This is a genomic window from Paenibacillus sp. NN59 (assembly GCF_057597225.1).
On record NZ_CP199678.1, the window covers coordinates 5,105,953 to 5,121,937 of the forward strand.

Annotated in this window: 16 protein-coding genes and 1 other annotated feature; all 16 genes read right to left on the minus strand. The window is 46.6% G+C overall.

All coding sequences use genetic code 11. The features are described from left to right. Positions 1-483 precede the first annotated feature (483 nt). The 16 genes from ACT89M_RS22265 to minD all read right to left on the minus strand — a co-directional run bounded on the left by ACT89M_RS22265 (position 484) and on the right by minD (position 15,984). Positions 484-2,109, minus strand: a complete 1,626-nt coding sequence (locus tag ACT89M_RS22265; RefSeq protein ID WP_154890956.1) for a LysM peptidoglycan-binding domain-containing protein — start codon at positions 2,107-2,109, stop codon at positions 484-486. A 199-nt stretch (positions 2,110-2,308) separates the two neighbouring features. Beyond that, complete coding sequence (ilvE, locus tag ACT89M_RS22270; protein ID WP_090919067.1) at positions 2,309-3,190, minus strand: branched-chain-amino-acid transaminase; 882 nt, start codon at positions 3,188-3,190, stop codon at positions 2,309-2,311. 149 nt (positions 3,191-3,339) lie between these two features. Continuing rightward, on the minus strand, positions 3,340-4,215 hold the full coding sequence (pheA, locus tag ACT89M_RS22275; RefSeq protein WP_154890957.1) for a prephenate dehydratase: 876 nt from the start codon (positions 4,213-4,215) through the stop codon (positions 3,340-3,342). Next, positions 4,212-5,180 (minus strand): homoserine kinase, encoded by a 969-nt coding sequence (gene thrB, locus ACT89M_RS22280; protein WP_154890958.1) that lies wholly within the window; start codon positions 5,178-5,180, stop codon positions 4,212-4,214. The genes pheA and thrB overlap by 4 nt, the downstream gene beginning before the upstream one ends. Beyond that, positions 5,177-6,247 carry a threonine synthase gene (gene thrC, locus ACT89M_RS22285; RefSeq protein WP_090919073.1) on the minus strand — a complete coding sequence of 357 codons (1,071 nt, stop codon included), beginning with the start codon at positions 6,245-6,247 and terminating at the stop codon, positions 5,177-5,179. The genes thrB and thrC overlap by 4 nt, the downstream gene beginning before the upstream one ends. A gap of 102 nt (positions 6,248-6,349) precedes the next feature. Further along, on the minus strand, positions 6,350-7,636 hold the full coding sequence (locus ACT89M_RS22290; protein ID WP_154890960.1) for a homoserine dehydrogenase: 1,287 nt from the start codon (positions 7,634-7,636) through the stop codon (positions 6,350-6,352). A gap of 46 nt (positions 7,637-7,682) precedes the next feature. Further along, positions 7,683-8,120, minus strand: a complete 438-nt coding sequence (locus tag ACT89M_RS22295; protein ID WP_110898886.1) for an ACT domain-containing protein — start codon at positions 8,118-8,120, stop codon at positions 7,683-7,685. A 251-nt stretch (positions 8,121-8,371) separates the two neighbouring features. Next, on the minus strand, positions 8,372-9,682 hold the full coding sequence (gene obgE / locus ACT89M_RS22300) for a GTPase ObgE (protein WP_154890961.1): 1,311 nt from the start codon (positions 9,680-9,682) through the stop codon (positions 8,372-8,374). 16 nt (positions 9,683-9,698) lie between these two features. Next, complete coding sequence (locus ACT89M_RS22305) at positions 9,699-10,436, minus strand: Spo0B domain-containing protein (RefSeq protein ID WP_154890962.1); 738 nt, start codon at positions 10,434-10,436, stop codon at positions 9,699-9,701. A 150-nt stretch (positions 10,437-10,586) separates the two neighbouring features. Next, a complete protein-coding gene (gene rpmA / locus ACT89M_RS22310) occupies positions 10,587-10,898 on the minus strand; it encodes a 50S ribosomal protein L27 (protein ID WP_017692622.1) in 312 nt (103 codons plus the stop codon). Positions 10,899-10,921: 23 nt separating this feature from the next. Further along, positions 10,922-11,251: a ribosomal-processing cysteine protease Prp gene (locus ACT89M_RS22315; protein ID WP_090919083.1), complete on the minus strand. Its 330-nt coding sequence runs from the start codon at positions 11,249-11,251 to the stop codon at positions 10,922-10,924. Positions 11,252-11,264: 13 nt separating this feature from the next. Beyond that, positions 11,265-11,576, minus strand: a complete 312-nt coding sequence (gene rplU, locus ACT89M_RS22320; RefSeq protein WP_090919085.1) for a 50S ribosomal protein L21 — start codon at positions 11,574-11,576, stop codon at positions 11,265-11,267. Positions 11,577-11,590: 14 nt separating this feature from the next. Beyond that, positions 11,591-11,674 (minus strand) — a sequence feature (ribosomal protein L21 leader region). Between the two features lie 57 nt (positions 11,675-11,731). Then, positions 11,732-12,982 (minus strand): Rne/Rng family ribonuclease, encoded by a 1,251-nt coding sequence (locus ACT89M_RS22325; protein WP_090919087.1) that lies wholly within the window; start codon positions 12,980-12,982, stop codon positions 11,732-11,734. A 108-nt stretch (positions 12,983-13,090) separates the two neighbouring features. Next, positions 13,091-13,951 (minus strand): M50 family metallopeptidase, encoded by an 861-nt coding sequence (locus ACT89M_RS22330; RefSeq protein ID WP_154890963.1) that lies wholly within the window; start codon positions 13,949-13,951, stop codon positions 13,091-13,093. After that, positions 13,944-14,885 carry a M23 family metallopeptidase gene (locus tag ACT89M_RS22335; RefSeq protein ID WP_154890964.1) on the minus strand — a complete coding sequence of 314 codons (942 nt, stop codon included), beginning with the start codon at positions 14,883-14,885 and terminating at the stop codon, positions 13,944-13,946. Before ACT89M_RS22335 ends, ACT89M_RS22330 begins: the two co-directional genes overlap by 8 nt. Positions 14,886-15,189: 304 nt before the next feature. Then, positions 15,190-15,984, minus strand: a complete 795-nt coding sequence (minD, locus tag ACT89M_RS22340) for a septum site-determining protein MinD (RefSeq protein WP_090919093.1) — start codon at positions 15,982-15,984, stop codon at positions 15,190-15,192. Position 15,985 lies beyond the last annotated feature (1 nt).

Consider the following 15,985-nt stretch of genomic DNA (forward strand, 5'->3'; position numbering starts at 1 on the left):
AGCTCATTTTGAATCTGACGAGATCAAAATCTCATTTGTGTTCCAGTTTCCATACAGCCAGATGGCATGTATCAAAAACCTTCACGACATTCTGCAAGCAGAATGTTTACTCACTCGTTGTTCAGTTTTCAAAGATCAAACTTCTTTTTTTCGTCACCATCGTGTTTCAGCGGCGACTTAAATAATGTAACACATGGCCAAAATTAATGCAAGAGTTTTTTAATTATAGTTTTATTTCTACATAGCCTTGCATGTACACTTCAATTCAAAGCTAGTTTCAACCTGAAATTAAAGCGCATACATATTGTAACATATTTTTGAACGGGCTTTCAAACGTTATCTGCAATATTTTGTTTTTTTTCGACATCTCCATCATTTCAAACACATCGTCTATTCTCGTTGTAACTGCTCAAGCGAAAAGGCCAGTTCTAATTTATTAAACTGACCTTTTCGCAACAACCATCATTCTATTTCAGATTACCCTTAATGTTGAATCCAGGGATTACGACGTTTCTTGGCTGGTTTTTGTGAATTCGTGGACGTCTTGTGTTCTCTAGTAGATTTTCCAGATACAGATACCTTTGATTTACTTTTCGCAGGTGTCTTACTTGTTCTTCGTTTTGCCGTTCCATTTTTAGACGGCGTTGATTTCGGTTTCGCGTCAGACTCCAGATCAACCTCTTCAAAAGCGGCCTGACTTAAGTTCGCATTGTCACGCCCTCCTTTTTTCCCACTGTTGGCATCATGGACTTGAGAAGGGTACATCTCTCCAAAAGCACCAAGCGGAGATGGCGGAACCATATTTTGAGCCGGATACGGATTTTGATAAGCATATTCCATCGGATGATTTGGCATAACAGATGTGGACATTTCAGGCGGCATACCATTCGGGTGACCATACATTCCCCAAGCTGGTTCCTGATAACCATACGCAGGATAAGTATATTGAGGAGCATGTGTATGCGATCCACATCCGCATGGAGGGTACGGAAGCATGGAGTACGGAGAAATAAATGGCGGTTGATTGTTCATCTGGTTCGTTGCAGCTGCAATACTTGGGAAAGGACTGTTTATTTGAGCTGCTGGCGAAATTGGAAATGCATTATTCGTCATCTCAGGAGATATATTTGGCATTACGTTATTATGATTAAAAGTCTGTTCTGCTCCCATCCATGGGCTATTTGGCATGCTACCCATATTATATGCACCAACATCCTGAACACCAGGGAAAGGAGAGTTGTTGGCCATCCCTGCCGTATACATGTTGTTTTGCTGAACAGCGTATACCTCTTGTGTAGGTACAGGCACCTGCATATAAGGATGTTCCATCGGAGCATGGAGCATTTTTTGACCACAGCCACACGGCGCCTTAACCGACGGCTCGACATTCACAGCCGGTTCGATGTTAGGCATCACAGGCAAAGGCATCACTTCAGGTGAAAGATTAGGCTTTTGAGGTTTTATTGCTTCGTTTATAGGTTGGACTTGAACTTCAGGCTTCATCTCTTCTTTTTTGTCTGGTTTCTTCTCAGGCTTCATTTCGGGCATTACAGGTAATTGAGGCAAAGCCTCCAATTCAGGCTTGATATTAGGCTTAGCCGGTGTAACAGGCACTGGTGCCGGAACAGGTACTGGCGTTTCAACTGCCTGCGGCGGAGGAGCTGGTACAACAGGTGCCGTTTCTTCTTTTACACCCGTATACTCTTTCCCTTCAGGTGATAACTTTTCTTGCGCGCCCATATTCCCCATTTGAGTATTTGCTGCCTGATTACCTTGTGCATGCATGGAAGGAATATAGACGGTTTCTCCAACCAGAAGAGCATTTGGATTCTTTAATTGCGGATTCGCATTGATCATGTCTTTCAACGGAACTCCCCAAGCTTGTGACAGCTTCCATAACGAATCGCCTTGTACTACCTTGTGACTGTGCAGCACGCCCTCTGGCTTTGGTGTTACCGGCTGTGCAGGAATTTTGACCTTCATGCCAATATCCAACTTGTCGGGATCTGCAATCTGCGGGTTGGCCGCAATCAATTTGTCCAGCGCGACATTGTATTTTTGGGACAGCAGATATAAGGTGTCGCCTTTTTTCACCATGTGTATTTTCACAGGGAACTAACCTCCTAGACGTCATACTTGGGCAGTACATTCGCCCATACCGTTACTACATCCTATGCAGCAACCGGGCTAATGACATCATCTGAACAAAAAAAATCCTCCCGCCTTCTAAAATCCCACATACACGAGGCATGTTACATTTTATCGGACAAGGAGAATTCCTGTTATTTATTCAATTCGACGCAGTGATTTATTCCCACACCTTGTAGCCGTCTTTGTCGACAATTTGGCGGAAAGCTTCAAGCAATTGCAATGTAACCGGACCCGCTACACCCGAACCAATCGTTCTTCCGTCTACTTCGCACGCCGCAATAACTTCCGCAGCCGTGCCTGTGAAAAACACTTCGTCTGCAATGTACACATCATGAAGCGTGAAAGGCACTTCTTTTAACTCAATACCTAACTCCCCGCACAGATCAATAATCGCTTGACGGGTGATGCCTTCGAGTGCTCCAAGGTAACAAGGCGGAGTATACACCACACCATTTTTGATAATGAAAATGTTATCGCTTGAGCCCTCGGTTACGTAGCCTTGCGAGTTTAGCATAATAGCCTCACCTGCACCCGAAAAGTTCGATTGCAATTTGACAAGGATGTTGTTCAGATAGTTGAGGGATTTAATTTTCGGATTCAACGCATCCGGGATGTTACGACGCTGGGATACGGAGACGGCCTTCAATCCAGTAAGATACGCTTCTTCCGGATAGATTGCTAGCTGTTCTACAATAATGATCACGGAAGCTTTAGGGCAACGCGTCGGGTCAAGGCCCAGGTTCCCTGGTCCGCGTGAAACGATCAGACGAATATAACCGTTACGCATATCATTGCGGCGTACCGTTTCAGCCATCACTTCAAGCATCTCATCGTAGGACAGCGGAATGTTCAAACTGATGGATTTTGCCGAATCATACAAGCGATCCAAGTGAGCCTTACATCTGAAAATATTTCCATTGTAAATCCGAATACCTTCGAAGATCCCATCTCCGTACAAGAATCCATGGTCATACACCGAAACTTTTGCATTTTCCTTGGTTACATACTGACCATCCAAATAGATCCATTGTTCTGCCATGACTAACTGCACCTCCATTAAATATGCATTTCCTATATTTCCGGAACATAATGAACCTGTCCATTTTACAACAAAAATAACGGAAAAACTCTCTTATTTCACATAGACGCCGAATGATCTCTTTGCATTCATTATCCAACCACTACCGGTTATTTCCGTGAAGGGTATGTATAACATGGATAACTACCAAGAACACGAACCTGACAATTCAAAGCCTCGATTTCGGCCATGGCTGCCGTGAGCAATACGGAATCGACCGTTTCAATCACATCAATGTAAAAATAGTAACTGCCCAAACGTTTCTTCGTTGGACGAGATTCAAGACGGGTCAGATTCAGCTTTCTCCATGCAAAAGCCGACAACACCTGATGGAGTGCACCCGGTGCATCCTCAGGCAATGTAACAAGCAAGCTTGTCTTCACATGATCCGGTTCACGCGGAATATCGACCGGTTCATGGCCAATTAGTACAAAACGGGTGTAGTTATTGTCATGATCCGTCACACGTTCAGCCATAATATCGAGACCATGCTTTTGCGCAGCCAGCTTCGTGCCGATTGCTACCCAGCCCTTACCTGGATTTTTTTTCACGATCTCCACCGCTTCAGCTGTGCTGTTCACGCCTTCAAGATCTGCATCAGGTGAATGTTGCCGAATAAAATTCTGACACTGCGGGATGGCCACAGGATGGGATAGAATCTTGGTAATTTTACCAAAATCATATGTGCCATCGTCCGTGACAAATTCATTCCCATGTCCGATAACATTCTGGATGGAGGGATACACCCACTCCGCCTGCATTGGGATATCCACTTCATTGACAAGCCAGTCCATATGCAGACTAACGGAGCCTTCAATTGTATTTTCAATCGGAATCACACTGTACTGCACACTCCCGCTATCAACCGCACGAAAAATGTCCGAAATGAGTTTGGAGTGCTGCAAATCGAGGGCTTCCCCATCGAAAAGAAAATCGATTGCTTCGTGTGAGACTGATCCTTCTGGTAAAACTGCAATTCGTTTCATGCGTTAACTTCCCCTTTGATCCTGTCCAAAAAAGGACGTTCATCTTGATCCGGCAGTATGAGGGCGCCGTCCAGGTCCGGGTCCAGCCATAAGGCAGAGGCCGCGATTCCCTCCTGCTTCATAATACCCAGCAAGTACTGTTCCAGTTCTTCCTTCCGGGTATCGTGACGATCTACCAGTGTAAGAACAGTTGGTCCAGCTCCGCTTAGCGCAGCACCCAGTGCACCATGTTCAGTAGCATGATCTAAAATCTCCGTCATGCCGGGTACCAACGAGGCACGATAAGGCTGGTGAATCCGGTCCGACATCGCCTTTTGGATCATATCGAGTCGCCCGCTGGCTAATGCAGCAACGAGCAATGAAGAACGACTCACATTGTGTACGACATCAGGCATGCCAAACTGCTTGGGAACGATATCCCTCGCTTTAGATGTGGACAACTGGAAGTCTGGCACGATAACCAAAGCCTGCAAATCCTGGTGAGGCTCAATGCGAAGATAGTCGACGCGTTGACCATCCCAAGCTGCTGTAATGATACCCCCATATAACGATGCACCAACGTTGTCTGGATGTTTCTCCAGTGCTGTAGCCATGTCTAGCAGCTTATCATTAGATAACGGACTGCCGATCAATGCATTGGCACCAACAAGCGCACCAACAATTGCTGATGCACTGCTTCCAAGGCCTCGAGTGAGGGGGATGTCGGAATACATCGAAAATTCAAGCTCAGGCACAGAGACTCCTGCCTCACCAAATACCATTTGTGCAACTTCATAAAGGAGATTTGATTTATCTACAGGCAGACCTGTCAGATGTTCTCCAAAAAGATGGAATGTTGTCTGTGTTGCCGGTTTGATCTCAAGCCAGGCATACAGAGACAAGGCCATACCCAGGGTATCAAACCCTGGACCCAGATTGGCTGTGCTTGCCGGGATTTTTACGGTTACTTTATCACGCAAGCTCATACAGACTGTTGTTCCAGTTGGGCAATAGCTGCCATAACTGCCTCTTCTGTATCTTCAACGACCAGCGGCTCCACAGCAGCCGTTTTAATTGCTACATTCGGATCTTTCAGGCCGTTACCTGTTAACACGCATACAACCGTTTCTCCGCCTTTGAAGTAGCCCTCACTATGCAATTTGTACACACCAGCCACGGATGCAGCAGAAGCCGGTTCAGCAAATACCCCTTCACGTGCCGCAATGGTGCGGTATGCCGCCAAAATTTCGTCATCCGTAACGTAGTTAATCTGACCATTTGACTCTTCAGCTGCAGCCACTGCTGTTTTCCAGCTGGCAGGGTTACCGATTCGAATCGCTGTAGCTACAGTTTCTGGCTCAAGAATGGGTTCTCCCTTAACAATTGCCATAGCTCCTTCTGCCTCAAACCCGACCATACGCGGCAATGTGTTCGATTTCCCTGCCTCTTTATACTCTTTAAATCCTTTCCAGTATGCTGAAATATTACCCGCATTACCAACCGGAATAGCCAGAACATCCGGTGCATCTCCCAATTGCTCAACCAATTCAAAAGCAGCTGTCTTCTGTCCTTCAATCCGGTATGGATTCACAGAGTTTACGAGTGTAATCGGGTGTTTAGCCGTAATTTCACGTACAATCTCAAGGGCACGGTCAAAGTTACCATTGATCGCGATGACTTTGGCACCATAGATCATCGCTTGAGCGAGTTTACCCAATGCAATATTGTTATTTGGAATCAATACGATACAATTCAACCCACCACGTGCGGCATAGGCTGCAGCAGCTGCGGATGTATTACCAGTAGATGCACACATAATCGTACGGCTGCCTTCTTCCATTGCTTTGGCAACAGCCATAACCATTCCGCGGTCCTTGAAAGAACCTGTAGGATTCAAGCCTTCATATTTGAAATACAGATTCAATCCGAGTTCCTTCGACAGATTCTCTGCATGAATCAGCGGCGTATTTCCTTCCTGAAGTGTAAGCTGTGGCGTATTTTCATTGACTGGAAGGTGTTCTTTGTAAGTTTGCAGTAATCCTTGATATCTCATTGTAGGTAAACTCCTTTAGGTTTAATGATCTAGATTCATGAAATGACGATTTGCTTGCAAAACAAAAATATAAACTAATTATATTTTAAAATGACTCAACAACTAACCTTCTACACGATAAACACTCTTAATGCGGCGAATCACGTTGAGTGATTCAAAATGCTTAAGCACCTTGTCCATGCTCGCCTTACTTGCATTATGTGTAACGATAATGATCTCAGCGTCTGGATTGTGCTCATTCGGCTGTTGCACAACGGAAGCGAGACTGACTTCATATTCGGCAAAAATCTGCGTAATCTGCGCCAGCACCCCTGCTTTGTCGTCCACGTGCAGTAATATAAAATTTTTCGAAAAAATTTGCTCATCACTCTGCAGTCTCTTCTGTTTATACGGCACGATTGCTTTTACTCCGTTTACACCAAGCTTGAGGTTTTTCGTTACGGCAACAATGTCAGCAACTACGGAAGTAGCTGTTGGCAATTCACCCGCCCCTGCTCCGTAAAACATCGTCTCGCCTACCGCCTCACCGTGTACATACACTGCATTGAACACACCGTTTACCGATGCGATTGGGTGGTTCTTTCTCACCATCGTTGGTTGCACACTAATCGTAATCTCATCATCGATGCGATCTGCGATGCCAAGTAACTTCAACTCATATCCCAGTCTTTTCGCATACGTTATATCTTCACGCGTGACGGAGGAGATCCCCTTAACGGTAACATCCTTCAATTCCACATTCGTCCGGAAACCGAGGGTACCCAAGATTGCCATTTTTCGAGCAGCATCGAGTCCTTCTACATCTGAGGTCGGGTCTGTTTCCGCGTACCCTAAAGCTTGAGCTTCCGCTAGCACCTCTTCATAGGATGCGCCTTCCTGACTCATTTTCGTCAAAATATAGTTCGTTGTGCCGTTCACAATCCCCATAATCCGCGTGATCCGGTCCGAAGAGAAACCTTCAATCAGCGTGCGGATGATCGGGATACCTCCAGCCACACTGGCCTCATAAAACACATCACATTGCTTTTCCTGCGCTTTAGCCAGAATCTCTGAACCATGCAATGCCATAAGATCCTTGTTCGCTGTTACAATATGTTTCCCACGTTCCAGTGCTTCAAGAATATATTCTTTCGTCTGATCGATGCCGCCCATCACTTCAACGATAATATCAATGTCCGGGTGACGAATGACATCCCAAGGGTTCTCTGTTAGCTTCGCCCGGTCAATAGGAATAACACGATCCTTCTCCGTGTTCTTCACCGCTATCTTCTCAATGATAATTGGCGACCCCACCTGGCTGCTCAGATCCTCCTGATTCCCTTCCACAATTCGGACAACGCCCGTTCCAACCGTGCCCAGGCCCAACAATCCGACTTTTACCGGTTTCACTAACGACCTACCCCCTATTGTCTAATCCTATATTCTCTAAGCCCGATTAACCTTGGCCTACGATCCGTGTACGCTTCACCCCAGGCATATCTTGCATTCGATCCAGCATTTCTCCAATCTCTCCATGCAGATGCGTCGTTTCCACGGAAATGACAACATTGGCTCTGCCCTGAAGTGGAATACTCTGATTAATCGTAAGCACGTTGGCTCCATAACCTGCAAAATGTCCAAGCACACGAGACAGAATACCAGACTGATGCTCCAGGTCAATCGAGATCGTTACGATTCGCTCACGCTCCAGCTGATTGATCAGATGGATTCCATCTTTGTACTTGTAAAAGGCACTTCGGCTTAATCCAACCTGCTCGACGGCCTCATGCACTGTTTTAACATCACCGGAAGCAAGCAACTCTTTCACCTGCATCGTTTTTACCACAGCTTCAGGCAAAATATCTTCCCGTACTAAGTAATAGCGTTCATTCACAGAACGTCCTCTCCTCAAAGACTCATGTATTCATATAGTGGACATTATATAGGATGAATCACAAAAGGGCAATACGTGACATGTCTATTTTTCAAAAACTGTTTCTCACATTATACAGACTTCTCTCTCTCATGTCAGAAAACAAACAAAAAAAACGCAGCCTCACGGTAACTTCCCGCTTCACTGCGTTTCTCATTTTTATTAAGCAATCGTCAGCCGATGATGTTCACAATTTTTTTTGGCCTAGCGGCTTAGTAGTAACTGCTGCTTTCCACAAATTCAAACTCGAAATCTCCAATACGCACAATCGTACCTTCCACGGCACCGCGTTTACGAAGCTCATCATCCACACCCATGTGACGAAGTGTACGAGCCAACTTCAGAATAGCCTCGTGTGAATTCAACTGCATCCGTTTCATCATGCGATCAATCTTGACACTCTCCACAATGAATGTATCGTTCTCACGCACAATACGGAAACCTTCGTCCTCTTTTTTCTCCAAACTGTATACTTTACGCTCGGAAAGATCGGCTACTTCTTCTACCTCAGGCTCATCCGGAATCTGATCCAGCAGATCAGCCGCTCGGTACAACAGTTCCTGAATACCTTGACGAGTCAGCGACGAAATAGGCATGATTTCAATATCTGGCTTCACTTCACGAACCTGTTGCAAAAATTGCTCCAGATTAGCTTCGGAATCCGGCATATCCATTTTGTTCGCAGCTACAACCTGCGGTCTCTCGGCAAGCACCGGATTGTATAGTCGCAGCTCATCATTAATTTTCTGCCAGTCTTCGAAAGGATCACGCCCTTCAGAACCCGACATATCCACAACATGAATAATAACTCGTGTCCGCTCAACATGTCGCAGGAACTCATGTCCCAGTCCGACACCCTCATGTGCCCCTTCAATCAGACCCGGCAAATCGGCCATAACAAAACCGCGGCCCTCACCCACATCAACGACACCCAAGTTAGGGGTAATGGTTGTGAAGTGGTATGCCCCAATCTTCGGCTTAGCAGCAGATACAACGGACAGTAACGTAGATTTACCCACACTCGGGAACCCGACTAGTCCCACATCCGCCATGACTTTAAGCTCAAGCACGATATAACGCTCTTCGCCTTCCTCACCGTTCTCGGCAAGTTCAGGTGCCGGGTTTCTTGGCGTTGCAAAGCGGATGTTACCACGCCCGCCGCGGCCACCTTTGGCTACAACCACCTGCTGACCATGACGCGTTAGATCAGCTAACACTTCGCCACTGTCTTCATCCACGATCGTCGTGCCCGGCGGGATACGCACAATCATGTTCTCTGCATTCGCACCATGCTGGCTTTTGTTACGTCCCTTCTCACCACGTGGGGCTTTGAAGTGACGCTGATAACGAAAGTCCATCAATGTCCGCAGACCTTCATCTACCCGGAAAATAATATCGGCTCCCCGGCCGCCATCGCCGCCGGCAGGGCCACCCTCCGGTACATATTTCTCACGACGGAAAGAGACGATACCGTCTCCTCCATCTCCTGCTTTTACATAAATCTTCGCTTTATCAACAAACATTGGTTACCCCTTCTTCCTATATTCCACAAGGCATTCTGAATTGTACAAACGTATCCCCAGACGGAAGCTGCTCCGTTCTGACTTTTTTACCTTTGAGTACAGCTGTTAATTGCCGCAGCGTTTCTGGATCCGGGGTTTGATCTCCGTCCAACCGGACGACGACATCTCCGTGATCCTGTCCGAAGTTCAAGGTCAGTTTGCGTACCTCTCCCCAAGACGACCGGCCACCGCCATACTGATAGGCCCGAATTGCATCCGCAATCGCCCCCGTAAGCGACTCGCCATCCTCGGGAGAGACCAGAGCACTGAGCTGCAGCTCTTCTTCTACTTCCACATGCAATTCCAGTGCAGCTCCACTGGCCCGAAAAGATTGCAAATAAAAGACGAGAGAAGGTATACCTAATTTAGATATACGGCTTTCTTCCGTTACCCGCTCTTTTATTCTTTCCACACATTGCAGGGATTTATCAAGTTTGCCCAGCCTAAGATATCCATATAACACTTGGAGATCGTTCATCCAGTCATGCCGATGATGATTTAATGAAGCTATTGCTGTTTTTTCCATGGATTGAATGATGATTCTGCGTTCCGCCTCCGCCTGCTTTTTCATCGCATATCCTGATACTAACATCACTGCGACGGACCAAAATGCGCACACAACGCTCGCAAAAGACGCTGGATACAACATAACGAAAACCAAAGGAATCACAAGTGAACATGCCGCAATCCACGGCACTCTTTTCCAGGATTTCATGGCTTCTCCCCGTTCTACCAAACTAGGTTGGTTTCAACCCACCGTAACCAAGTATAACATGTCTTTTCTGCCAGTTCATTATCGAATAGTCGCAGAATGCAAAAAACCTCCGGCAAAAATGCCGAAGGCTCCTTAGGCGGAATGCCGATATTAAGCTTCTACTGCAGCTGCTACTGGAGCAACGTTTACAGGGTAGATGCTTACTTTTTTGCGATCGCGACCCCAACGTTCGAATTTAACAACGCCGTCGATTTTCGCGAACAAAGTGTCATCTTTACCGATACCTACGTTTGTTCCTGGGTGAATTTTCGTTCCGCGTTGGCGAACGAGAATGCTACCACCAGTTACAGTTTGGCCATCTGCACGTTTAACACCCAGACGTTGTGCATTACTGTCACGTCCGTTCTTCGTGGAACCTACACCTTTTTTCGATGCGAACAACTGAAGATTTAATTTCAACATGATTGGTTTTCCTCCTTCTTTGCTTATTGGTGTTGCTGTATTTGAATATACTTCCCGTATGACTCTGCAATATTAGAGAGCATAACTACCATGGATTCGAGCAACAACTGTACCTGAGAAAAAGTTTCCCCTTTTGCCAGCACCGGTAAAGAACCGCTTAAAAAACCATTCTTCATCTTGGCATCCATCTCGATACCAGTTAATGCTTCAATCGAGTTCACTGTACCTACTGTAACAGCAGATACCCCGGCACATACGATATCTTCTCCACGCTTGGCAAAATTGGCATGCCCTTCGATAGAAAAGCGTTCGATGTTCCCGTCCTCATCACGAAAGATTTGAACGATAATCACTTATCGCACCTTCTTACGCTTTGATTTTTTCGATAGTTACTTTAGTGTACGGTTGACGGTGACCTTGCTTCACATGGTAGTTCTTTTTCGGTTTGTATTTGTATACAACAACCTTTTGACCTTTGCCATGTTTCTCAACCTTAGCCGTTACAGTAGCTCCGGAAACCAATGGTGTACCTGCTGTCAAACCTTGATCGTTAGATACAGCCAGGACACGGTCGAACGTTACGCTTTCGCCGTCGTTCGCATTCAATTTCTCGATGAACAGAACATCGCCCTCTTGGACTTTGTACTGTTTGCCGCCTGTTTCAATAATTGCGTACATTTGCCTTGCACCTCCTCATGTCTCAGACTCGCCCGTTCTCAGGTGACAGTACCTTGCGGAACTGTTCTTAAACCTGGTCAGTGCGGTTACAGCATGTGCAAGACCAATAGGCTTAAACACATACTTGATGATTATATCACGCAGTATATTAAAAATCAATGCAAAGGTGAAATATATCTTTTCCCCGTGCCATGACAGGAAGAACAAGCTTCCACGTAGGGCAAGGTACTTTCTTCTCTTACTTTTTTGCGAGTCAGTTCAAGCAACCCGAGTTTCGTCCATCCCATTACAAAAGCTTTGGTCCGATCCTTACGTAGCTCCTGCTCCAGCACAGACGCTACATCATGCCGATTCGATGCCTCTTCCATATCGATGAAGTCAACGATAATCATGCCGCCAATGTCCCGTAGTCGCATTAACCGAGCAATCTCCACTGCAGCCTGCATGTTGGTTTCGGTTACCGTCTCTTCCAGACTATCTCCACCTGCTCCGGTATACTTGCCTGTATTCACATCAATCACGGTCAGCGCTTCGGTATGATCAATAACGATATACCCACCTCCGGGTAGCCAAACTTTGCGGGCAAAATCTTTGTTCAGCTGTTCCTGTACACCGTAAGCATCAAAGATAGATTCCGTTCCGGAATACACCTGAACTCGAGGCTCATGCCCTGGACAGATCTCTTCAAGCAACGTCCGTATTACGCGAGCCTGTCCTTCACTATCCGTGATCACCTCGTCACTACCAGGAGTATACACATCTCTAATCACTCGCTGAATCATGCTTTGGTCTTGGTGCAACAAGCTTGGAGAAGGCAAACTGTCTGCTTTTTCTCGAATCAGAAGCCACTGAGCTCGTAATGCCTCCAAATCAGTCTGAATCGCCTCATTCGCTTCTTCCGCAGATACGGTACGAATAATCAGCCCTTCTTCGTCCCGAAGCAACCGCTCTCCCATCCCTTTGAGGCGGGAACGATCCCCCTCCCGGGCAATCTTTTTGGAAACAGCCACATAACCCGCTACAGGCATGTAGACAAGCCAGCGGCCCGGAAGTGAATAATGAGTCGTCACCCGGGCTCCTTTGCTTCCTACCGGTTCCTTCAGAACCTGTACAATTAATTCCTGACCCGGACGCAGCAACTCCGAGATGGAAGGTTTTATTTTAGGTTGCTTCTCCAGATGGGGGTGGAGCACATCATCCACATACAGAAACGCATTCTTTCTCTGACCAATATCCACAAAGGCAGCCTGCATACCCGGTAACACATTCACTACCCGTCCCTTGAAAAAGGAACCTAGCAACCCGCGCTCGCGTGTACGCTCTGCCGTGAACTCCACAGCTTTGCCTTCTTCCAGAAGCGCCATTTGCATGAGGTTATGTTCATTATGTACAATCATTTGTTTCATGGCTTCACCTCTAGAAGACCCTTCAATTTATCCACATCCATTTCATATTATAGGCAATAACGATCATAAATGTATTACCCCGTTTGAGAGCAGGTTCATCAGTAGGCTTCACAATTTGTCGGTATTTTGTTGAAAGTACGAGCCAATCACTCTCTGTTCAGGCAAAACCGCCAGGATACGTCCCTGCTTATTCATCACGTATACCATATGGTACTGTTCCCTTTTTAATAGACGCAAAATAGTGTCCAAAGGTTTCGCTGGGAACGAGATTATCGGTTGGGCCAAGCCACCTGTAGTTGCATACCGGACAAAAACAGCTTCCCGGTTCATCAGAAAACGGATAAAACGATAAGGCACGTTCCGATAATCGGTAAAATTGGAGTAAAACAAAAAAAGGCCTATTAATAAAAGGTTCAACGGTAGCCCGTAATCGCCGGAAAGCCACCGGCTAATCGCAACCAAAATAACCCCTGCGCTACACAGGATACTGATGCGATAAGTCCACATGAGTGTAGTATAGTAAGGAGCCCACAGGCTGACAATCGCCTGAACGATCTTTCCCCCGTCCAAAGGCAGTACTGGCAACAGATTAAACAAAGCAATGAGCAGGTTGGCTTGGATGATATAATCCAGAAACAGTGGGTCCCCCAACTGAAATCGGCTTAGAAGCAGTACTATGCCAACCATCAGAATGTTCTGCAACGGTCCAGCCAAGGCAATGACAATCTCGCGGTAAGCCGTCAGTTTGCCTCCATCTTCAATAACAGCCACTCCCCCAAAGGGAAGCATCTGTATAGACAATACACGGCAGCCCAGAAGGGCCGCCGCGGCAGCATGTCCGCATTCATGAATAAATACGATGGCAAACAGCGTGATCAGTTCGATAAAATGTCCAGTTAGCAGGGAGGTCATCATGATGATGACAAAAAACGGATGAAGCGAGATTCGCACTCCCCACACCCTAATCAAGGGCAACGACTTCCGCAGGGTCTACGTACTCTTCTCCTTCTTTTATCGCAAAATAAAGCGTAGCAGGCTGATCCGTGCTTCCACCCTTTAAGCGTCCCACCACATTCCCCGCTTCGACCCAATCATTCACCTGAACGTCACTCTCGTTCATCCGGCCGTATATGGCGGTCACCTTACCAGCGTGCTGGATAACGACGGTATACCCGCTGGTTGCATCCCCCAGAACCTCAAGCACACGCCCGGCACCTGAGCTGACGACTTGCACGAGCCCTCCTGTAGTAGCGGCATCTGGAACAATCTCAATTCCCTTCATACTTAAAGCAAATGGCTGAACGACCGTACCTGAAATTGGTTTACCGAGAAGCTGCCGGATTCCTGAGCCGTTTACTACATCAGTGGTATGTCCAAGTACCGGCAGGAAAGAAGGTGTCCCACCGAAATTCCGTTCATACCATGCCGTAGCCGCAGCAAAATCCATGTCGTTATGAAGTACTTCAGCAATAACAGTTTTAGGTGCTATCGTCCATGATGCATTTAATTGAAACAGTCCCCACACGCCTGCAAATAGTACTGCACTGACTACCGTACGCCGTAGGAACGATCGAATCAAATTAAAACCAGAACGCCCTGTAGGGCCGAAATGTCCATTTTCCTTCTTCCACAACCATTCCGGGTCTCTTTCCGCTGGTTCCTCTACAAAAACAAACGGCTTCTGCCGGTTCGTTTCATCATACTCGCTATTTCTACCTTGATCTTTACTTCCGTCTATGCTTATGTCTGCGTTTCTCTCTCTTTCACTGCCCTGATCGCTTTCTCTTCCACGATCCCATCGAAAAACCGGCTTTTGTTCTTGCAACACTTCATGCACTGCCCCATCCATAAGCCGCCGTATCCGCTCTTCTCGTCTCTGTTTGATTCTCCGTTTTGTATTCATGCCATGTCCTCCCGCCGAGGCTTGTTTACTACATCCTATGAATCAACAGCAAAGAATATGAACAAGCCTCCATACTAACTGAACCGAAAATAAGCTTTAGCTTTAAATTACGAATGTTGTGTGTGGGAGTGTCACTACGGCAGTTTACCAAATAGCTGACCACGTAATTACACGTAATAAAGCAAAGCAATGCCTGTGAGCAGTGAGTAAACGAGGCATACACAAAAAAAACAGCCGGACACGCTGCCCCGGCTGTTACTTGAAGTTCAATTTAACGAAATTTATTTCACGCTCTACATACCCTTTAACCCATCCCGAAAAATTTCTTGAAACGGGAAAATGCGCCCTTCTTCTGCTCCATCTGCATTAATGGCACGGTATCCCCCAAAATTCGTCTTGCAATATTGCGATAAGCAATGGCTGCAAGTGAATCTGGGTTCATCACTGTAGGTTCGCCAGAATTGGCAGCCTTGATGACAAGTTCATCATCTGGCACGATGCCAATCAGGTCGATGTTAAGTACTTGTAAAATACCATCGATATCAAGCATGTCACCTGACTTCACCATATTGTTGCGAATCCGGTTCACTACCAGCTTAGGAGACTGAATGTGTGAACTCTCCAGCAAGCCGATGACACGGTCCGCATCACGCACTGCTGCATTTTCCGGTGTAGTGACCACGATGGCCTGATCTGCTCCTGCTACCGCATTTTTGAATCCCTGCTCAATCCCTGCCGGGCAGTCAATAATGACGTATTCAAAATCTTTTTTGAGTTCCAGGATGATATCTTTCACCTGTTCTGGCGATACAGAGTTTTTGTCTCTCGTCTGCGCTGCAGGCAACATGTATAATTCTTCGAAACGCTTGTCTTTTACCAAAGCCTGATTCAAACGGCAACGGCCGTCCGCAACATCGCACAGATCGTAAATAATGCGGTTCTCGAGTCCCATCACAACATCCAGATTACGAAGGCCGATATCGGTATCGACCAAACAAACCTTTTTGCCTAGCAGCGCCAGGGCTGTCCCGATGTTTGCCGAGGTGGTCGTCTTACCCACGCCGCCTTTACCCGAAGTGATCACGATCGCCTCTCCCATG